22 protein-coding genes are annotated in these 19,754 nt (G+C 69.2%); 15 read left to right on the forward strand and 7 right to left on the reverse strand.

From position 1 onward, the window contains the following. Nucleotides 1-50 precede the first annotated feature (50 nt). Nucleotides 51-1,307, reverse strand: coding sequence for an MFS transporter (locus tag ACLFA2_RS10150; protein ID WP_426621223.1), 1,257 nt, complete (start codon nt 1,305-1,307; stop codon nt 51-53). A 115-nt stretch (nt 1,308-1,422) separates the two neighbouring features. Between ACLFA2_RS10150 and ACLFA2_RS10155 the strand changes: the two genes are divergently transcribed. From ACLFA2_RS10155 to ACLFA2_RS10195, 9 genes are all read left to right on the forward strand, one after another. Further along, nucleotides 1,423-1,884, forward strand: coding sequence for a MarR family winged helix-turn-helix transcriptional regulator (locus tag ACLFA2_RS10155; RefSeq protein ID WP_167255199.1), 462 nt, complete (start codon nt 1,423-1,425; stop codon nt 1,882-1,884). Nucleotides 1,885-1,893: 9 nt separating this feature from the next. Further along, on the forward strand, nt 1,894-2,712 hold the full coding sequence (locus tag ACLFA2_RS10160) for a sugar nucleotide-binding protein (protein WP_426621224.1): 819 nt from the start codon (nt 1,894-1,896) through the stop codon (nt 2,710-2,712). Between the two features lie 9 nt (nt 2,713-2,721). Beyond that, nucleotides 2,722-3,357, forward strand: coding sequence for a DUF1684 domain-containing protein (locus ACLFA2_RS10165; protein ID WP_021201631.1), 636 nt, complete (start codon nt 2,722-2,724; stop codon nt 3,355-3,357). Between the two features lie 152 nt (nt 3,358-3,509). Beyond that, nucleotides 3,510-4,025: an Asp23/Gls24 family envelope stress response protein gene (locus ACLFA2_RS10170; protein WP_029264815.1), complete on the forward strand. Its 516-nt coding sequence runs from the start codon at nt 3,510-3,512 to the stop codon at nt 4,023-4,025. Further along, nucleotides 4,022-4,210 carry a DUF2273 domain-containing protein gene (locus ACLFA2_RS10175; protein ID WP_017829702.1) on the forward strand — a complete coding sequence of 63 codons (189 nt, stop codon included), beginning with the start codon at nt 4,022-4,024 and terminating at the stop codon, nt 4,208-4,210. The genes ACLFA2_RS10170 and ACLFA2_RS10175 overlap by 4 nt, the downstream gene beginning before the upstream one ends. After that, the gene (locus tag ACLFA2_RS10180) at nt 4,210-4,602 is read left to right on the forward strand and encodes a hypothetical protein (RefSeq protein WP_426621225.1); all 393 of its coding nucleotides are present in this window, start codon (nt 4,210-4,212) and stop codon (nt 4,600-4,602) included. The genes ACLFA2_RS10175 and ACLFA2_RS10180 overlap by 1 nt, the downstream gene beginning before the upstream one ends. Beyond that, complete coding sequence (locus tag ACLFA2_RS10185) at nt 4,599-5,183, forward strand: DUF6286 domain-containing protein (protein WP_021201634.1); 585 nt, start codon at nt 4,599-4,601, stop codon at nt 5,181-5,183. The genes ACLFA2_RS10180 and ACLFA2_RS10185 overlap by 4 nt, the downstream gene beginning before the upstream one ends. Next, entirely contained in the window at nt 5,180-5,794 is a 615-nt protein-coding gene (locus tag ACLFA2_RS10190) for a hypothetical protein (RefSeq protein WP_029259388.1), read from the forward strand. The genes ACLFA2_RS10185 and ACLFA2_RS10190 overlap by 4 nt, the downstream gene beginning before the upstream one ends. 13 nt (nt 5,795-5,807) lie before the next feature. After that, nucleotides 5,808-6,011, forward strand: a complete 204-nt coding sequence (locus tag ACLFA2_RS10195) for a hypothetical protein (protein WP_021201636.1) — start codon at nt 5,808-5,810, stop codon at nt 6,009-6,011. A gap of 21 nt (nt 6,012-6,032) precedes the next feature. Here ACLFA2_RS10195 and ACLFA2_RS10200 read toward each other — a convergent pair whose 3' ends face one another. Next, nucleotides 6,033-7,037 carry a LacI family DNA-binding transcriptional regulator gene (locus ACLFA2_RS10200; protein WP_029259386.1) on the reverse strand — a complete coding sequence of 335 codons (1,005 nt, stop codon included), beginning with the start codon at nt 7,035-7,037 and terminating at the stop codon, nt 6,033-6,035. Between the two features lie 161 nt (nt 7,038-7,198). On the opposite strand from ACLFA2_RS10200, the gene ACLFA2_RS10205 reads away from it, so the two are divergent. From ACLFA2_RS10205 to rhaI, 6 genes are read left to right on the forward strand one after another with little or no spacing between them, the layout of a single operon-like run. Further along, on the forward strand, nt 7,199-8,725 hold the full coding sequence (locus ACLFA2_RS10205; protein WP_426621226.1) for a sugar ABC transporter ATP-binding protein: 1,527 nt from the start codon (nt 7,199-7,201) through the stop codon (nt 8,723-8,725). 23 nt (nt 8,726-8,748) lie between these two features. After that, a complete protein-coding gene (locus ACLFA2_RS10210) occupies nt 8,749-9,741 on the forward strand; it encodes an ABC transporter permease (protein ID WP_426622469.1) in 993 nt (330 codons plus the stop codon). Continuing rightward, nucleotides 9,738-10,790, forward strand: a complete 1,053-nt coding sequence (locus ACLFA2_RS10215; protein WP_426621227.1) for an ABC transporter permease — start codon at nt 9,738-9,740, stop codon at nt 10,788-10,790. The genes ACLFA2_RS10210 and ACLFA2_RS10215 overlap by 4 nt, the downstream gene beginning before the upstream one ends. A 45-nt stretch (nt 10,791-10,835) precedes the next feature. Beyond that, nucleotides 10,836-11,867 carry a rhamnose ABC transporter substrate-binding protein gene (rhaS, locus tag ACLFA2_RS10220; protein ID WP_029259382.1) on the forward strand — a complete coding sequence of 344 codons (1,032 nt, stop codon included), beginning with the start codon at nt 10,836-10,838 and terminating at the stop codon, nt 11,865-11,867. Nucleotides 11,868-11,925: 58 nt separating this feature from the next. Then, nucleotides 11,926-12,288, forward strand: coding sequence for an L-rhamnose mutarotase (locus tag ACLFA2_RS10225; protein WP_021201642.1), 363 nt, complete (start codon nt 11,926-11,928; stop codon nt 12,286-12,288). Beyond that, complete coding sequence (rhaI, locus tag ACLFA2_RS10230; protein WP_021201643.1) at nt 12,285-13,451, forward strand: L-rhamnose isomerase; 1,167 nt, start codon at nt 12,285-12,287, stop codon at nt 13,449-13,451. The genes ACLFA2_RS10225 and rhaI overlap by 4 nt, the downstream gene beginning before the upstream one ends. A gap of 35 nt (nt 13,452-13,486) precedes the next feature. Here rhaI and xylB read toward each other — a convergent pair whose 3' ends face one another. From xylB to ACLFA2_RS10255, 5 genes are all read right to left on the reverse strand, one after another. Beyond that, nucleotides 13,487-14,887 (reverse strand): xylulokinase, encoded by a 1,401-nt coding sequence (gene xylB / locus ACLFA2_RS10235; RefSeq protein ID WP_426621228.1) that lies wholly within the window; start codon nt 14,885-14,887, stop codon nt 13,487-13,489. Nucleotides 14,888-14,960: 73 nt separating this feature from the next. Next, nucleotides 14,961-15,977 carry a substrate-binding domain-containing protein gene (locus tag ACLFA2_RS10240; RefSeq protein WP_373695054.1) on the reverse strand — a complete coding sequence of 339 codons (1,017 nt, stop codon included), beginning with the start codon at nt 15,975-15,977 and terminating at the stop codon, nt 14,961-14,963. Nucleotides 15,978-16,090: 113 nt separating this feature from the next. Beyond that, on the reverse strand, nt 16,091-17,098 hold the full coding sequence (locus ACLFA2_RS10245) for an ABC transporter permease (protein WP_322955445.1): 1,008 nt from the start codon (nt 17,096-17,098) through the stop codon (nt 16,091-16,093). Further along, entirely contained in the window at nt 17,095-18,669 is a 1,575-nt protein-coding gene (locus ACLFA2_RS10250) for a sugar ABC transporter ATP-binding protein (protein ID WP_426621229.1), read from the reverse strand. The genes ACLFA2_RS10245 and ACLFA2_RS10250 overlap by 4 nt, the downstream gene beginning before the upstream one ends. Then, on the reverse strand, nt 18,666-19,712 hold the full coding sequence (locus ACLFA2_RS10255) for an NAD(P)-dependent alcohol dehydrogenase (protein ID WP_426621230.1): 1,047 nt from the start codon (nt 19,710-19,712) through the stop codon (nt 18,666-18,668). Before ACLFA2_RS10255 ends, ACLFA2_RS10250 begins: the two co-directional genes overlap by 4 nt. Between the last annotated feature and the right edge of the window lie 42 nt (nt 19,713-19,754).

A 19,754-nucleotide genomic window follows, 5' to 3' on the forward strand; every position in this document is an offset into this window, starting at 1 on the left:
CGAATCGTCCTGCATCCGTGAATCCGTCCGACGGGTGACCGAGTGTCGGGTCAGCCGGCCGGGACCGAGGCGACGGCGGTCGGACCCGTGCCCGACGACACCGCATCGCGCGACACTGCATCACGAGACAGTGCATCGCGCGACAGTGCATCACGAGACAGAGCGCTGCGGGCACGGGCCGCCGCCACGACCATCACGACGAGCGCGATGCCGGTGAGGATCGCTCCCATCCAGATCGGCGAGGTGTAGCCGAGCCCTGCCGAGATGCCCATTCCGCCCGCCCACGCACCGAGCGCGTTGCCGATGTTGAAGGCGCCGATGTTGGCGCCGGAGGCGAGGGTGGGCGCTCCGCCGGCGTACTGCATGACGCGGCTCTGCAGCCCGGGGACCGTGCCGAACCCGAACCCGCCCATCAGGAACAGGGCGATGATCGTGGCGATGCCCGACGGCGCGGCGACCGAGAAGAGGGCGAGCACCACCACGAGGGCGGCGATGAAGATGACCAGGGTGCGGTCGATCGCACGGTCGGCGAGTCGTCCGCCCAGCCAGTTGCCGAGCACGAGGCCGGCGCCGAAGAGCACGAGCAGCCACGGCACGGTCGAGGTCGCGAAGCCGCTCACCTCGGTGAGCGTGTAGGCGATGTAGGTGAAGGCTCCGAACATCCCGCCGAACGCGAGGATCGTGACGATGAGCGAGAACCACACCTGACCGGAGCGGAAGGCGGACAGCTCGCTGCGCAGGCTGACGTGTGCGGTCGGACGCGGGAGACGGGGGACGAGCAGCGCAATGCCGACGAAGGCCAGCACGCCGATGCCGGAGATCGCCCAGAACGTCGAGCGCCAGCCCAGCTCCTGGCCGAGGAAGGTGCCGAACGGCACGCCGAAGACGTTCGCGGCGGTGAGGCCGGTGAACATGATGGCGATGGCGCCCGCCTTCTTCTCGGGCGCGACGAGGCCGGCCGCGACGACGGAGCCGATGCCGAAGAACGCGCCGTGGCAGAGGGCGGCGATGATGCGGCCGAGCATGGCGACGCCGTAGTCGTCGGCCAATGCGGTGAGAACGTTCCCGATGATGAACAGCACGATGAGGCCGAGCAGCACGGGCTTCTTGGGCAGACGGGTCGCCGCGGCGGTGAGTACGAGCGCACCGACCACGACGGCCAGCGCGTAGCCGGAGATGAGCCAGCCGGCGGCGGACTCGGTGACGCCGAAGTCCTGGGCGACCTCGGGCAGCAGGCCCATGATGACGAACTCGGTGAGTCCGATGCCGAACGCCCCGATGGCGAGGGCGATCAGTCCTAGAGGCATGACGATTCTCCTGGTACATTGGTGGGGATACTTGCAGACGCGGCATATTGCGCATCGAAGGACAATGATTGCACACGCAAGTATCCAGCGCAAGCAACTATCTCGGAGGGTGGCCATGGGTATCGGTGACGACGCGGTCGAGGTGCGCGCGCAGGGGTGGCGGACGCTCGCCGCCCTGCACGGCCTGATCGAGTCGGCCCTCGAGCGCAGCCTGGCCGACGCCGCCTCGCTCTCGGTGGTCGAGTACACGGTGCTGGATGCGCTCGACCGTCAAGACGGATGGCATATGCGCATGCAGCAGCTCGCCCGAGCCGCGGCCCTGAGTCCCAGCGCCACGACACGCCTGGTCAACCGCCTGGAAGACCGCGGACTCCTCACCCGGATCCTCTGCGCCGACGATCGTCGGGGCATCTACACCGAGCTCACCCCCGCAGGGCGTGAGCTCTACGAGCGGGCTCGACCCATCCACGACGCCGCCCTCGCGCAGGTGCTCGAAGACGCCGCGGCGCAGCCGGAACTCGCCCCCGTCGTCGACGCGCTGCACGGCGTCGCGCTGCCGGCGCTCGCCGCGGGCTGATCGAGACGCATGCACGGCTCCGCTGCGCCCTCCTCCCGCACCCTCCTCGTCGGCTCCGGCAAGATCGCCGCGCGCCTGGCGCCACAGTTCCTCGAAAACGGCGAGGTGTACGCGCTGCGTCGAAGCGACAGTCCTCCTCCTGCGGGTGCGATCGGGATCCGCGCCGACCTGGCGGCGCCGCTCGCCGCGCGGCTTCCCGCGGTCGACCGCATGCTCGTCACGCTTCCACCCGGTGACACCCCCGCCGCCTATCGCACCGCGCTGACGCATCTCGCCGCCGCCCTGCCGGCGATGCCCGCGCGCACGGTGTTCGTGTCGTCGACCGGGGTCTTCGACGGTTCGGGGTCGGCGCGGCCGATCACCGAGCGGGACCAGCCCGAGCCCACGAGCATGCGCTCGCGAGGGCTTCTCGACGGGGAGAGGGCAGCGGTCGAGATCTTCGACGCGACGATCGTGCGGCCGGCGGGAATCTACGGATCAGGACGCGAGTACCTTCTGCGCACGGTGCGCGCGGGGGTGGCGGTGGAACACGCGCGACGCACCAACCGCATCCACGAGACCGACCTCGTCCGCACGCTCGAGATGCTGCTGCGGATGCCGGAGCCGCCACGACTCCTGCACGCCGTGGACGAGAGCCCTGCTCCGCTCGGCGACGTCGTCACGTTCATCGCACGCGAGCTGGGGGTCGAGGTGCCGCCGGATATCGCCTCGGCGGAACCGGGCGGGTTCGTCTATGACGGCACCCTCCTGCGGTCCATGCTCGGCCGCCTCGACTACCCCACCTATCGAGAGGGTTACGTCGCGATGATCGCCGGCTCGGCCGCGTAGCCTGGGGCCATGACGATCACAGCCGCACGCACCGCCATCGACGTCGTCGACTGGCGGCGTCGGGTCTTCGCCCTGTACGACGCCGTTCGGATCGCCGACTCCCCGGAAGAAGCGCACGAGCTCTGGCGGATCGAGCGGGACGATCTGATGCTCCGCCATCCCGCCACCCCGCTGCTGTCGGAGGATCGGGCGCTGTTCGAAGGACTCCCGATCGCCTCGTACGATCCGCAGTGGCGATTCGAACTGCCTGTCCTCGCCGCCGATGAGGGAGGCTTCGAGTTCGCGACCGGCACCGACGGCATCGTTCCGTTCGAGCGCGTCGGTCGGGTCGAGATCCCCGACGCCGGGTCGCTCGACGTCTGGCGGCTGAAGTCCTACGGCGGCGGTCTCTTCATCCCGCTGCGCGACGCGCTCGCCGGTCGTCCCGGCGGAACCTACGGCGGCGGGCGCTACCTGATCGACACGATCAAGGGTGCCGACCTGGGGTCGGATGCGGACGGCGGCACGATCGTGCTCGACTTCAACTTCGCCTACAACCCTTCGTGCGCGTACGACCCGGCGTGGGCCTGCCCGCTCGCGCAGCCGGGCAACGTGCTCCCGGTGCCGGTCCCGGTGGGCGAGATGTACGGAACTCCGTCCTCCTGAACGTCCCTTTCCGCAGGCCGCTGCGCGGGATCCGCACTTCTTTGTGACGTTTCGGCCCTTCCGCACGTCCTATCTCCGAGCGAGCGTTTCGCTCCCGGCGGGAGTCTCATACGGGACCCGCGACCGGTCTTCAGATCGAGATGGGACACCTCATGGCAAACCAGGACCAGACCACCCCCGCTCCGGCAGAGAAGGAGCTCGCCCAGGCCGCACCGAAGGCCGCCACCGGCGCATCGCGCGTCGACCGGTCGAGCGGATTCTCCGCATCGCGCGTCCCCACGGACGCCAATGCCGCGGGCAAGACCACCATCGCCGACGGCGTGGTCGCCAAGGTCGCCGGCATCGCCGCACGTGAGGTCGCCGGCGTCTACGCGCTCGGCGGCGGCGGCGCACGTGCCTTCGGTGCGATCCGCGACGTGATCAACGCCACCGACCTCGCCCAGGGCGTCAAGGTCGAGGTGGGCGACACGCAGGCCGCCGCCGACCTGACCATCGTCGTGGAGTACCCGGCGCCGATCCAGGACGTCGCGAACAACGTCCGTGCCGCTGTCGCCGGTGCGATCAGCCGTCTGGTCGGACTCGAGGTCGTCGAGGTCAACGTCGAGGTCAACGACGTGCACGTGCCCGGCGACGACAGCGACGAGAGCGAAGAGTCGCGAGTCTCATGAGTGCCACAACGGTCGGTGCCCTGATCGGCGCTCTCCTCGCTCTCGCCGCTCTGCTGTTCGGCTTCTGGGGATTCCTCCTCATGGCCGTCTTCGCGGGCATCGGCGCGCTCGTGGGTCGGATCGCGTCCGGCAAGCTCGACGTCCGCGGTCTCGCGGACGTCTTCACCGGGCGGCGCACCTCCTGATGCGCGCCGACCAGCACATCGCCGGCGGCGCTCCCTCGGGAGCCGCCGCCGGCGGGGCCGCGGTCCGCGGACGCGTCGAGGTGAAGGATCGCGTCTACCGCACCGTCACCGAGAAGGCGTCTGCGACGTTGATCGGGGTGCCTCGCAGCGACGTGAAGGTCGATGTCGCCGAGCACCCGCGGGGGATCAGCGTGCGGATCGCCGCGCCTCTTCCCGTTCCCCGCCTGGACGACACGGCCGCGATCGCGCAGACCGTGCCCGTCCTCGAACGTGCGCGGGATTTGCAGGAGCAGCTGCAGCAGAGCCTGAGCACGATCCTCGGACGCAACGTCATCCGCATCAATCTCACCGTCACCGGTGCCACCATCCCGGAAAGGAGACGAGTGCAATGAGCACCCCGGTTCTGCGCCGTGTCATCCGACGCGAAACGCACTCGCCGCGCACCGTCGCGATGTTCGTCGCGGTCATCCTGCTCATCCTCGCCCTCGCGTACATCGGGCTCGAGATCGTGCTGAGCCTCGCCGCGCAGCCCGCACTCCTGGTCGGTCCCGCCGCGGCGGGAGGCTGGCTCATCGGGCTGCCCACCGCACAGCCCGCCGGGCTCGTGATCGCCGGCAGTGTGGTGCTCGCCCTCATCGGGCTGACCTTCGTGGTGCTGGCCATCACGCCGGGGCGACTGTCCAAGCACGTGCTGGATGCCGGCGGACGCGCGGTGGTCGTCGACAACGGCGTGATCGCCAGCGCGTTGGCTCAGCACCTCGCGGAGGAGACGGGTCTCACCCGCGACAGCATCACCGTCGGTGTCGGACACCGCACCGTCGACGTGACCGTGCGCCCGGGAATCGGCGTGCCTCTCGACGCATCCGACGTGCGGGCAGCCGCCGAGGCGGAGCTGCAGTCGTATCGGCTGACCGACAGGGTTCGCACGCGGGTGCGCATCGAGCGCCCCACCGAGAAGGAAGACGAGCTGTGAACAACACCAACCGTGCGTTGAATCGCACCCTGCTCCTGATCATCGGGCTGCTGTTCCTCGCGCTCGGCGCCCTCGGCATCGCCATCATGAGCTGGCCGACGCTGTCCGACATCTGGACAGCAGGCGGCAGGGATGCGCGGTCCTGGCTGGACCAGGCGATCGCCGCGACCGCCATCGCGGGAGGAGCACTGTCGTGGATCGGCATCGGCGCGGTCGTCGCGATCGTGGTCGTGATCGTGCTGCTGATCCTCGCGCTCACGAGCATCGCCGGACGGCGTTCGAAGACCGTGCTCCGCTCGACGGGAGCGCAGAACCCGCTGGGGCGTGTGACGGTCAACGAGTCGTTCGTCTCGGACGCGGTGAAGAACTCCCTCACGACGCGCGACGAGGTCCTCTCGGCGCAGGTGACGGCCAACGATGTGCGTCGCAGCCCGGTGCTGCACGTCTCCGTGACGCCGCGTCAGAACACCGACCCGCGGGAGCTCGTCGACCATGTCGACCGTCTGCTCGCCAACCTCGCTGTCCTCACCGGACGCGACACCGCGACGTTCGTCTCGATCCACACGAGCCTCCGGGCCCGGCTCGCGCACGACCAGCGCCGTCTCTCCTGAGAAAGCAGGCATCATGCGCAACAAGATCCTCCTCATCGTCGGCGTCGCCTTCGTCGCCTACATCTTCGGCAGTCGCGCGGCGACGGTGCAGATCAACAAGGGCGAGTCGGTCCGGCACCAGCTGGTGCGGTTGTGGAACGACCCCCGGGCGCGGAAGCGGCGCAAGAAGGCCGCCGAGAAGGCGTCGAAGAAGGCACGCAAGGCCCTCCGCCGCTGACGTGCGGCTGGTCGGCGTCGGTCAGACCGGGCGGGCCGTCGAATCCCGCACGACGAGCTCCGGCTGGAACACCACCCGCTCGCGCTCGGACCGCCCGCCGGCCTCTCGCAGCATCAGATCGACGGCCGTGTATCCGATGAGTTCCGCGGGCTGACGGATCGACGAGAGCGGGACGACGGCCGCGGCGGCGAAGTCGATGTCGTCGTAGCCGATGAGCGCGATCTCGTCCGGCACCCGGATGCTGCCCCGCATCATGAGCGCCTGCAGGACCCCCATGGCGAGCAGGTCGTTCGCGGCGAAGATGGCGTCGGGCCGGTCCTCCGGGGCCCGCGCGCTGAGGGTCTCTCCGGCGGCGCGGCCGGCGAGCACGCTCAGCGAGTCGGTCAGGATGACCTCGAGGGAGACCTCCGCCTCGTTCGCCGCCTTGCTGGCACCCTCGAGACGGTCGACCACCTGGCGGATGCCCATCGGCCCGCCGACGAAAGCGATGCGGCGCCGCCCCTGGGCAGCGAGGTGCTGCACGGCAAGGTAGCCGCCGCCCACGTCGTCGACCGAGACCGACGAGAAGCTCTCATCGGCGACCTCACGGTCGACGAGCACCACGGTCGTCCCGCGGTCGCGGAGACGGCGGAGACGCGGGAGGTCGTCGGCGAGGGGGGAGATGAGCAGCCCGGCGATGCGCTGCTCCTCGAACAGGTCGATGTAGGCGCGTTCGCGTTCGACCTTCTCGTCGCTGTTGCCGAGGGTCACCGTCATCCGGGCCTCGGCGGCGCGTTCCTCCGCGCCGCGGGCGATGTCGGTGAAGAACGGGTTGCGCACATCGAGCACCACGAGGCCGATCGAGCGGCTCTGGCCGGCCCGGAGCTGCCGGGCCGCATCGTTGCGCACGAACCCGAGCTTCTCGATGGCGGCCGTGACACGTTCCACCGTGGCGGGAGAGACCTTGTCCGGATGGTTCAGGACGTTCGAGACGGTCCCGACAGACACGGATGCGGCGAGAGCGACATCTCGAACACTGACGACCACGACGTATTCCTTTCCGCGGGATCCGCGAAACCTCTCCCTGAAACGTACCACTGCTCATTCCGTGACTTGACAGCAGCCCACCCAGGGTCGTAATTTACAGATGCTCCACCTTTTAAAACGATTCAATCCGCAGGGATGATCCTGCAGTTTAGGTCCGATCAATGACGATTCCCTCTGGGGCTCCCGGTGCTCCACCGGCGCTCGAGCTCCGCGACATCCGAAAGTCGTTCGGTGCGGTGGTCGCGCTCCGTTCCGGGACGCTGTCGGTCGACGGCGGTTCCATCCACGCCCTGGTCGGCGAGAACGGTGCAGGCAAGTCCACCCTCGTGAAGATCGTCGCCGGCCTGTACCAGCGCGACGAAGGGATCTTCCGGTTCCACGGCGAAGACGTGGACTTCACCTCGACCGCGCAGTCCAAGAGCGCGGGCGTCGCCGTGATCTACCAGGAGCCGACGCTCTTCCCCGACCTCTCGGTCACCGAGAACATCTTCATGGGCCGCCAGCCCACGGGGCGCTTCGGACGGATCGATCGCAAGGCCATGCGGCACGAGGTCGAGCGCCTGTTCACCCGGCTCGGCGTGACCATCGACCCCGACCGTCCGGCGGAGGGCCTCTCGATCGCCGATCAGCAGGTCATCGAGATCGCGAAGGCCGTCTCGCTCGACGCGAGCCTTCTCGTCATGGACGAGCCCACCGCCGCGCTGTCCGGCGTCGAGGTCGAGCGCCTGTTCACGATCGCCCGCAGCCTCCGCGACGAGGGCCGCGCGCTCATCTTCATCTCGCACCGCTTCGACGAGGTCTTCGCCCTCTGCGACACCGTCACCGTCATGCGCGACGGCGCCTACATCGCCACCAGTGCGATCGCCGACACCTCGGTCGAGGAGATCGTGCACCAGATGGTCGGTCGAGAGGTGACCGAACTGTTCCCCAAGCAGGAGACCACGGTCGGCGCTCCGCTGCTCGAGGTGGAGAACCTCACCAGCCCCGGTGTCTTCCACGACATCTCGTTCACCGTGCGCGCGGGCGAGATCGTGGGCCTTGCCGGTCTCGTCGGAGCCGGCCGCAGCGAAGTCGCGCGTGCCGTGTTCGGGGTCGACCCCTATCGCGAGGGCACCGTCATGATGCAGGGCGCGCGCATCCCGCGCAACCGCCCCACCGATGCCATGCGGGCCGGTCTCGCGCTCGTTCCCGAAGACCGCCGCAAGCAGGGGCTCGTGATCGAATCGGGTGTCGGCGGCAACATCACCCTCTCGATCCGCCGCCAGCTCGCGAAGCTGGGCTTCCTCACCACCGGGATCGAGAACCGCGCCGCCCGGGAATGGGCCACCAGGCTCGAGGTCAAGACGCACGCCCTCGACACTGTCGCCGCCACGCTCTCCGGCGGCAACCAGCAGAAGGTCGTCCTCGCCAAGTGGCTCGCGACGCAGCCGAAGGTCCTCATCATCGACGAGCCGACCCGAGGAATCGACGTCGGCACGAAGTCCGAGGTGCACCGCCTGCTCTCCGAGCTCGCCGGGCAGGGCATGGGAATCCTCATGATCTCGTCCGAACTGCCGGAGGTGCTCGGCATGGCCGACCGCGTCCTCGTCATGCGCGAGGGGCGGATCACCGCAGAGATCGCCCGCTCGGAGGCCACTTCCGAGAACGTCATGTACGCCGCGACGCACGCATCGGAGCTCTCCTCGTGACCACCGCCATCCCCGTCTCCTCGATGACGAAGAGGTTCGCAGCCCTCGGCAGGGCGCGAGAGTTCGGCATCCTCCTCGCCCTGGCGCTCGTGATCATCGCCGCCACGACGAACAACTCCAACTTCCTGTTCAGCCCCGACGGCTGGCGCGACCTGCTCCTCACGCCGTCGATCCTCGTGCTCGTCGCCGTCGGACAGGCCATCGTCCTCATCACCCGCAACGTCGACCTCTCGGTCGGCTCGGTCATGGGGCTCACCGCCTACCTCACCGGTCGCCTGTTCATCAACGTCCCCGGCATCCCGATCATGATCGTGGTGGTGGCCGCCGTCGTGTTCGGAGCCCTCCTCGGACTCATCAACGGGGCGCTGGTCGCCTTCGCCAAAGTGCCCGCCATGGTGATCACCCTCGGCACGCTCTACGCCTACCGCGGCATCAACGTGCTGTGGACCGGCAGCGACCGGGTGAACGCCTCCGACATGCCGAAGGACTTCCTCGCCCTCGGCACCGGGCAGCTCATCGGCATCCCGATCCTCACGATCGTCGCACTCATCGTGCTCGCCGCAGCCGCCTGGTACATGAAGAACACCCGTGGCGGCCGCGAGTACTACGCGATCGGATCCGATCCCGCGGCCGCGGAGCTCTACGGCCTCCGCGTCACGCGCCGCGTGCTGACCGCCTTCGTCGTCTCCGGTGCGCTCGCCGGTCTCGCCGGGGTGTTCTACGCCGCCCGCTACGGCACCATCAACTCGCAGGCCGGAGCCGGGTGGGAGCTCGACGCGGTGGGCGCGGCCGTGATCGGCGGCGTCGCGATCACCGGCGGCATCGGCTCGGTCTGGGGGGCGGCGATCGGTGCGGTGCTGCTGCTCACGATCAACCGGGCCCTTCCCATCCTCGGCATCCCCGACTTCTGGCAGCGCGCCGTCGTCGGCCTCCTGATCATCGGCGCGATCGTGCTCGACCGTGTCCTCGCCGTCCGCCAGAAACGACGGCTCATCGAAGCGAGGGACAAGTCATGACCGCCGCGACCGCGACCGCGACCACCCGGGTGATCCGCGACTTCGACAAGCCGCTCTGGCGGCGTGTGCTCCTCACGAGGGAGATGGCGATCGTCGCCCTGCTCGTCCTCGTCGTCATCGCCTCCGCGATCACGGTGCGCGGCTTCGGTCAGCCGATCACGCTCACCTACCTGCTCCTCGACATCGCCCCGATCCTCCTGATCGCCCTGCCGATGACGCTCGTCATGATCACCGGCGAGATCGACCTGTCGGTCGGCAGCATGGTGGGGCTCTCCAGCGTCGTCACCGGAGCGCTCGTGCAGGGCGGGATCCCCTTCGAGGTCGCCGCGCTCGCCGCGCTGCTCGTCGGTCTGGTCGGCGGTGCCTTCAACGGGTTCCTCGTGACCGTCGTCGGCCTGCCCTCGCTCGCGGTGACCATCGGAACCCTCGCGCTGTTCCGCGGCCTCGCGGTCGGCCTGCTCGGCACCGCGGCGGTCACGGAGTTCCCCGAGTTCTGGACCGACCTCGCCAAGGCGAAGCTCGCCGGCACGACGATCCCCGTGGTCATGATCCCTTTCCTGCTCCTGCTGGTGGGCTTCATCCTCCTGCTGCACTACACCCCGTTCGGGCGTGGTGTGTACGCGATCGGACTGTCGAAGGACGCCGCCAGGTTCTCGGGCGTGCACGTGGAGCGGACGAAGTTCATCCTCTTCGTGCTCTCCGGAGTGGTCGCCGCGTTCGCCGGGGTGTTCTACACGCTCCGCTACGGCAGCGCGCGAGGTGACAACGCCACCGGCCTCGAGCTGCAGGTGATCGCCGCTGTCGTCCTCGGCGGGGTCTCGGTGTTCGGCGGGCGGGGAAAGCTCTACGGCGTCGTCGCCGCGGCCCTGCTCATCGGCTCACTCGCCAGCGCGCTGCGACTGATGAACGTGACCTCCGACGTGATCAACATCATCACCGGCGCCCTGCTGATCGTCTCGGTGGTCGCCGCCAGCTTCCTCGCCTGGCTGCAGAAGGCTCGGCGCAGACCAGGACGTTCGACCACCGGCGCCGCACCCACAGCTTCATGACGCCGACGCCGCAATAGCGGCACCCCTCACGAAAGGAACAGAACAATGATGTTTGCACGCAAGCGTGTGACCGCGTTCGCCGCCATCGCGGTGGCCGCAGCGGTCGCCCTGTCCGGATGCGCGAGCACCGGCAGCGGAGACGGCGGCGACGGCGGCGGAGACGGCAACCTCGCCATCACCTTCCTGCCCAAGAACCTCGGAAACCCCTACTTCGACACGTCGAGCAAGGGCGGCAAGGCGGCCGTCGAGGAGTTCGGCGGCACGTTCGCCGAGGTCGGGCCGGCCGAAGCCACCCCCGATGCGCAGGTCAGCTACATCAACACGGCCACGCAGCAGGGCGTCGGAGCACTCGTCGTCTCGGCGAACGATCCGAAGGCGATCTGCGACGCGCTGAACGAAGCGCGCGACGCCGGCGTGAAGGTCGTCACCTTCGACTCCGACACCAACCCGGAATGCCGCGACGTCTTCATCAACCAGGCGGACTCCGAGGGCATCGCGAAGGTGCAGGTCGACCAGATCGCCGAGCAGATCGGCGGCGCCGGAGAGATCGCCATCCTCTCGGCCTCGGCCAACGCGACCAACCAGAACGCCTGGATCGACCTGATGAAGGAGTACCTCGCCAGCGATTACCCCGACATCACGCTCGTCGAGACCGTCTACGGCGACGACGACGACCAGACGTCGTTCGACAAGACCGCGGCCCTGCTGCAGACCCACCCTGACCTCAAGGGCATCATCTCGCCCACGACGGTCGGCATCGCCGCAGCCGCCCGCTACCTGTCGACCTCGGACTACAAGGGCAAGGTCGCGCTCACCGGGCTCGGCACCCCGAACCAGATGCGGGAATACGTCGAGGACGGCACCGTCACGTCGTTCGCGCTGTGGAACCCGGAAGACCTCGGCTACCTCGCGGCCTTCGCGGCGCAGGCGCTCATCGAGGGCGACATCACGGGCAAGAAGGGCGACAGCTTCACCGCCGGTGACCTCGGCGAGTACACGGTCGGAGACGACGGCGTCGTGCTGCTCGGCGACCCGTTCGTGTTCAACGCCGACAACATCGGCGAGTTCGACTTCTGATGCACACCGGGCGCCCGGCCGGCACAGTGGTCGGCCGGGCGCTCGCAGAAAGGCCCTCATGACCCGCGTATGCGTCAAGCTCCAGGTGCGACCGGAGCTCCTGGACGAGTACCGCGAGCGTCACGCGCCCGTGTGGCCGGAGATGCTCGCCGAGATCGCGGCGGCCGGACGCCGCAACTACTCGCTGTTCCTCGCTCCCGACGGTGAGCTCATCGGCTACTACGAGACCGATGACGACGCCGCGGCCCAGGCGTATCTCGCCGCGTCGCCCGTCGCCGCGCGCTGGGAGGCCGAGATGAGTCGCTTCTTCGTCGGCCTCGACGGCCGACCGGACCAGGCCGCCCCCACACTTCCCGAGGTGTTCCACCTCGAAGACCAGCTCTCCTCCTCCGGTCTCCAGAACGAAAGCAGTGCATCGTGAGCATCCTCACCCCCTCGAACCTCGCCATCCTCGAGAAGCAGGGCATCGAGCTCCCCAGCTGGGCCTTCGGCAACTCCGGCACGCGTTTCAAGGTGTTCGGCACCCCCGGCACCCCGCGGGATCCGTGGGAGAAGATCGCCGACGCCGCCCAGGTCAACCGCTACACGGCACTCGCTCCCGCGGTGGCGCTGCACATCCCGTGGGACGTGGTGGACTCGTACTCCGATCTGCGCACGCACGCCGAGGATCACGGAGTCACCCTCGGCACGGTCAACTCCAACACGTTCCAGGACGATGACTACAAGTTCGGCGCCCTCACGCACGAGGACGCCGCGATCCGGCGGAAGGCGATCGACCACCACCTGGCCTGCATCGACGTGATGGATGCGACCGGCAGCCGCGACCTCAAGATCTGGCTGGCCGAGGGGTCGAACTATCCGGGCCAGGCCGACATGCGCGGGCGCCAGGACCGCCTGCAGGACTCGCTGCAGAAGATCTACGACCGCCTCGGCGACGACCAGCGCCTCGTGCTCGAGTACAAGTTCTTCGAGCCGGCGTTCTATCACACCGACGTCCCGGACTGGGGCACTTCGTACGCGCAGGTCAGCGCGCTCGGCGACAAGGCGATGGTGTGCCTCGACACGGGCCACCACGCCCCGGGCACGAACATCGAGTTCATCGTGATGCAGCTGCTGCGCCTCGGCAAGCTCGGCTCGTTCGACTTCAACTCGCGCTTCTACGCCGACGACGACCTGATCGTGGGCGCGGCCGACCCGTTCCAGCTGTTCCGCATCCTGTTCGAGGTGATCCGCGGTGGCGGCCTGAACAACCCCGACGTGGCGTTCATGCTCGACCAGTGCCACAACGTCGAGGACAAGATCCCCGGCCAGATCCGCTCGGTGCTCAACGTGCAGGAGATGACGGCGCGTGCGCTGCTCGTTGACCGTGACGCGCTCGCCGTTGCCCAGAGGTCGGGCGACGTGCTCGCCGCGAACGCCCTCTTCATGGATGCCTTCTACACCGACGTGCGGCCCGCCCTGGCCGAATGGCGGGAGTCGCGCGGTCTCGCCGCCGATCCGATGGCCGCCTATCTCGCCTCCGGCTACCAGGAGCGGATCGCCGCCGAGCGGGTGGGCGGAGTGCAGGCCGGCTGGGGCGCCTGACCGCAGGTCCTCTGCAGAGCAGTACGCCGCCCGGCTCAGACGCGGGCGGCGTACTGCTCTCGGATGATCGGACGGTGGTCGACCGCGAACGACCGCGCCTCGCCGTCTGCCCAGGACGGGCGCTCGTCCGTGAGGGCCCAGGCCGCCTGCACCGCCGCCCCTCGGGCGACGGCCTCGTCGATGCCCGGCACCACGATCGGCACATCGAACACCTGAGCCGCGATCTGCGAGACGGCGGGATTGCGCGCGGCCCCACCGATGAGCAGGATGCGGGTGGCCGGCACGCCGCACCGACGGATCGCGTCGAGGCCGTCGGCCAGACCGCACAGAAGACCCTCCACCGCAGCGCGCGCCAGCGTCTCGCGTCGTGTCGAGGCGAGCGACATGCCGTACAGCGTGGCGGTGGCATCCGGGCGGTTCGGGGTGCGCTCCCCTTCGAAGTAGGGCTGCAGGACCAGGCCGTCCGCTCCGGGTTCGGCGGCCAGCGCCAGGCGGGCGAGTGCGTCGTGATCGACGCCGAGCAGCCCGGCGACCGTATCGAGCACGCGGGCTGCGTTGAGGGTCGCGACGAGCGGGAGATGATTCCCGCTTCCGTCGGCGAAGCCGGCGACCGTTCCGGTGGGGTCGGCGAGGGGCCGATCCGCGACCGCGAAGACCGTGCCGCTCGTGCCGATCGAGATCATCGCGTCGCCCGGTCGGGCGCCGAGTCCCAGCGCACCACCGGCGTTGTCGCCCAGACCGGCTCCGACCGCGGTGCCTCCGGGCATGACGCCCATCCGATCGGCGGGCCCGAGGACGCGGGGGAGGATCGGGACGCGACCGAACGCACGCTCGAGCAGGTCGAGGTCGTAGGCGCCTGTGGAGGCGCTCCAGTACGCAGTGCCGCTCGCGTCGGAGCGGTCGGTGGCGAGGGCGTCGAGGGCGGGACCGAGCGCGGACGCACCGACGGGCCCGTACCCGCGCAGTCGCCAGGAGAGCCAGTCGTGGGGCAGGGCGACCGCAGCGACCCTGGTTGCGTTCGCGGGCTCGTGATCACGCAGCCACCGCAGCTTGGCTCCGGTGAACGACGCCACGGGCACGACTCCGACCCGACGCGCATACTCCTGCGCGCCGACCTCCGCCACGAGCGCCGCCGCGGCGTCCGCACTGCGCACGTCGTTCCAGAGCAGCGCGTCGCGAACGACGTGCCCCTGCGCGTCGAGTGCCACGAGCCCGTGCTGCTGCGCGGCGATCGAGATCGCGGCCACGTCGTCCAGACCGCCGGCGTCGACGATCGCGTGCTGCAGGGCCGACCACCACGCCTCGGGAGCGACCTCCGTGCCGGGCGGATGCGACGCCCGTCCGGTGCGCACCACCTCCCCGGTCGCGAGTTCGTGCACGGTCACCTTGCAACTCTGCGTGGACGAATCCACGCCGGCGACGTACGTCGACGGCATCTGCCTCTCCCTCATCCGTGAACGACCCGAGCCGCGAAGACGCCGAAGCATCCTCGCGGCTCGGGTGCGGCCGTCACTCCGACTGGCCGGTGAGACCCTCGTAAGCGATGTTGCCGCTCTTGAGGTTCTTGTTGGTCATCTCGCTGAGGTTCTTCAGGAACGCGTCGCGCTCGGTGACCACGTGGCCGATCGCCTCGTCGACGTTGTCCTTCGTGATCGCGGGCATCAGGTAGACCGGGTTCTCCTTGACGTCCTCTCCGCGCACGATGGCCGCGGCGTAGGCCACGCCGGCCGACAGCTCGACCGTGCCGTTCTGCAGCGAGGTGCCGATGAAGTCGCCGTTCTTCACGGCTTCGAGCCCGTCGGCGATGCCGTCGATGCCGACGATCGGCACATCCGTCATCCCGGCTTCCTTGAGCGCCTGCAGAGCACCGAGCCCCATGTCGTCGTTCTGGGCGATCACGCCGTCGATGTCGTCGCCGAAGGCCGAGATCCAGTTGCTGACCTTGTTGACGGCCTCGTCGCGCTTCCAGTTCGCGGTGTCCTTGGCGAGCACCTTCACGTCGGGGTTCTCGGCGAGCACGTTGTCGATGCCCTTGCCGCGGTTGATCTCGCCCGAGCCTCCGAGCGGACCCTGCAGGATGATGACGTTGCCCTTCCCGCCGAGGGCTTCCATCATCATCTGCGCTTCCTGTTCGCCCGCGGCCACGTCGTCGGGCTGCACCGAACCGGTGAGGTCTTCGCTGTTGAGCGAGGCGTTGACGTCGAAGAAGGGGATGTCGGCGGCCTTCGCGGCGGCGATCTGCGGCTGCAGCGAGTCGGCCTGCACCGGGATGACCACGATCGCGTCGACACCGGCGGTGACGTACTGGTCGACCTGGCTCGCCTGGGTGTTGACGTCGAGCCCTGCGGAGTTCCACAGGATCTCGATGTTGTTCTCCTCGGCGTAGCGCTCGATGCCCTCCTTGCCCTCGGTGACGAACGACGACATGTCGTAGACGCTCACACCGATGGTGATGCGCTCCTGGCCGCTGTCGTCTCCGCTGCCGGTATTCGCGTTCGGGTCGCCCGCGCCGCATCCGGCGAGCATCAGCGCGGCGACGGAGGTGACGGCGAAAGCCGCGGCGATGCGGCTCTTCTTGGTGAACATGGGATTCCTCTCGTTGGATGGTGCGATGAAGCAGGGTTCTTCGTCGTGATCGGTCAGCGGCTTCGTCGTCGGGTCGCCCACACGTCCACGGCGACCGCCGCGACGATGAGCACCCCCTTGATGACCTTCTGCCAGTAGGCGGGCACGGTCAGGATGTCGAGGCCGTTGTTGAGGGTCTGGATGAGGAGCAGTCCGAGGGCGGTCCCCCAGATCGAGCCGCGGCCGCCGAGCAGGCTCGCGCCGCCGATCACGACCGCCGCGATCGCGTCGAGCTCGTAGCCGACGCCGAGGTTCGGAGCGCCGAGCGTGACACGGCTGGCGAGCATGACGCCCGAGATGCCGGCGAGCATGCCGGAGATGGCATACACGCTGAAGATGGTGCGGCCGACGTTGATGCCCGCGATGCCGGCGGCGATCGGGTTGCCGCCGATCGCGTAGACCCGCATACCCCAGGCGGTGCGGCGCATGATGACCGCGAGTCCCAGGATGCCGACGATCATCAGGATGACCGGCAGGGTGAGCCCGCCGAACTGGGCATTGGCGATGCGGGAGAAGTCGGCCGGCAGCCCGGTGATGGGGGCGCCGTTGCCCGCGACGTAGGCGACACCGGACGCGAGGGTGAGCATGCCGAGCGTCGCGATGAAGGGTGGCACCTTGATCACCGACACCACGAAGCCGTTGATGGCCCCGGCGATGAACCCCACCACGACTCCGGCGACGATCGCGAGCCAGATCTGATCCGGGAACGCCTTCGCGGTGAGGCTGCCGAACACGGCCGCTGCGGCGATCACGCTGCCGACCGAGAGGTCGATGCCGCCGGTGAGGATCACGAGCGTCTGCCCGAGGGCGATCAGGGCGAACGGTGCCGCCGCGACCAGGATCGTCTGCAGGTTGTCGACCGTGCCGAAGCGCGCGCTGCGGTAGAGGAAGAAGGCGATGATGAGCACCATCACGATCACCATCGCGTAGCGGATCGCGAGGTCGCCGAACCAGGTCGGGCTGAAGCGCTTCACTTCCGACTCGGGCACGAAGGTCGGCGCGGCGGTGCGGGTGTCGGTCATTGGTCGTCCTTTGCGGAAGGTGCGTCGGAGGTGTCGAGTCCGCTCGCGAGTCGGAAGATGCGGTCCTGCACGTCGGGTTGCTGGAGGGCGGTGCGGTCGAGCTCCGCCACCACGCCGCCGTCCTTGAGCACGAGAGCGCGGTGCGACAGGGCGAGGATCTCCGGCATGTCGCTCGACGCCATCACCACGGCCATGCCCGAGGCGGCGAGGTCGGTGATGATGCGGTAGATCTCGCTGCGGGCGCCGATGTCGACGCCGCGGGTGGGTTCGTCGAGCAGCAGCACCTTTACCTCGCCGGTGAGCCAGCGCGCGAGCACCACCTTCTGCTGGTTGCCGCCCGAGAGCGTCTCCATCAGCTGCCCGAGACCACGGCTGCGCAGGCGCACGGAGCTCATCACCTCGGAGACGGCGTCCACGCGGCTGCGGCCCTTGAGCCATCCGGCGACCGAGAACTGGTTCATGCGCGGCAGGGTCGCGTTGGCGAGGATGTCCATGCTGAGCACGGCTCCCGCGCCCTTGCGGTCCTCAGGGACCAAGGCCATGCCGGCGGTGATCGCGTCGGCGGGGCGTCCGCGACGCACGCGAGCGCCTCCGACGGCGATCTCACCCGCAGTCGCGGAGCGCACGCCGAACAGCGCCTCGATCAGCTCGGTGCGTCCGGCGCCGACGAGCCCCGCGAGCCCCACGATCTCACCGCGGCGCACCTGCAGGTCGACCGGCTGCGGGGCCGGTGTGTACTCGAGCCCGCGCACCGAGAGGGCGATGTCGTCGGAAGCCGGCGGCAGGTCGGGGAACAGGTCTTCGAGCTCGCGGCCGATCATCGCGGTCACGATGTCGTCGTCGCTGAGTTCTGAGAGCGGTGCATCCGCGACGAGGCCGCCGTCGCGGAGCACCACGACCCGGTCGGCGATCGCGCGGATCTCCTCCATCTTGTGCGTCGTGAAGAGGATCGCGACGCCGCGGTCGCGCAGCATGCGCATGCTCTCGATCAGGCGGGCGACCTCGCGCTCGGCGATCGCGCTGGTCGGTTCGTCCAGCAGCAGCACCCGCGCGCCGGTGCTGGTCGCCTTGACGATCTCGACGATCTGCCGCAGTCCCACCGGCAGCGATCCCATCCGGGCTCCGGGATCGATGTCGACGCCGAACTCGGCGAGCATCTGCCGGGCCTCCCTGGCCATGCGGCGGCGGTCGACCAGCCCGAACCGGTTGCGCAGCTCCCGCCCCACGAAGATGTTCTCGTACACCGTGGTGTCGAGGATCGAGGCCAGTTCCTGCGGCACGATGGCGATGCCGCGCTGGTGGGCGTCGCGCGCGGATCCCGCGGTGAGCTCCTCTCCGCGCACGAGCACACGACCGGCATCGGCCTTCATCTGGCCGGAGGCGATCTTCATGAGAGTCGACTTGCCGGCACCGTTCTCGCCCGCGAGCGCCGTCACGGTGCCCGGCACGAGGTGCAGCCCCACGCCCTTGAGCACGGGCACTCCGCCGAACGCCTTGCGGATGTCGATGCACGCGAGCATGTCGGGCTGCTCGTCGAGGGTGATGTTCCCCGTGCGCTCGAGGTCGGTCATGATTCCCTCGCGTGCTCGCGGTCAGGACGCACGATGCTCTTCAGGGTCGAGGGGTGCGAGGCGGAATCGAGAGCCTCGCGCACCTCGGCGAGGCCGAACGACCCGGTGACCAGCGCATCGAGGTCGACGGCGCCGGACGCGACCAGCTCGATCGCCGTGGGCCAGGTGTTCGCGTAGCGGAAGATGCCGGTGACGATCAGCTCGCGGTTCTGGATCGTGGAGACGGGGAGGGCGATCTCGTCGGCGCCCATGCCGACGAGCACGGCGAGGCCGCCGGGCTTCAGTGCCGAGATGCCCTGCTTCACGGCGACGGGGGATCCCGAGGCGTCGACGAAGGCGTCGTATCCCGAGCCGAGCGGTCCGGCCGCCGGGTCGACGGCGGCGGTCGCGCCGAACCGGAGGGCGACCTCGCGACGCTCGGCCATCGGGTCGCTGATCACGATCTCGGTGGCACCGAATGCGCGTGCGGTCTGCGCGGTGACGATGCCGATGGGCCCCGCCCCGGTGATGAGCACGCGGCTCCCGGGTCGCACACCGGCCTTCTGCACGGCCGCGATGGCGACGGACAGCGGCTCCATGAGCGCTGCGGCGTCGTCGCTCACGGAATCGGGAACGGTGTAGGCGAAGTCGCCCTGGATCGCGACGTACTCCGCGAAGGCGCCGTCGATCGGCGGGGTGGCGTAGAACTCGATCCGTGGGCAGAGGTTGTAGCGCCCGCTGCGGCAGAACTCGCACACCCGGCAGGGGTGCTGCGGTTCGATCGAGACGCGCTCGCCGACGCGGGCGTCGTCGATGTCGGCCCCGACCGCGACGATCGTGCCGCCGGCTTCGTGGCCGAGGACGAGCGGCTCCTCCACGACGAAGTCGCCGATGCGCCCCTCGTGGAAGTAGTGGACGTCGGAGCCGCAGATGCCGACCGCGTTCACCCGCACGATCACCTGATCGGCGGACGGGATCGGCACGGGGCGGGTCGCCACCGTGAGCTCGCCGGCGCGCACCAGCACGCTCGCACGCATGGTCGTGGGCAGTTCAGTGCGCTTCATCGGGCTCCTCGTGGTGCGGGTGCAATCGTGGGGTCGTGATTG

The sequence above is a fragment of the Microbacterium sp. As-52 genome, from assembly GCF_049949185.1.
In the GTDB taxonomy this organism is placed as follows: domain Bacteria; phylum Actinomycetota; class Actinomycetes; order Actinomycetales; family Microbacteriaceae; genus Microbacterium; species Microbacterium maritypicum_A.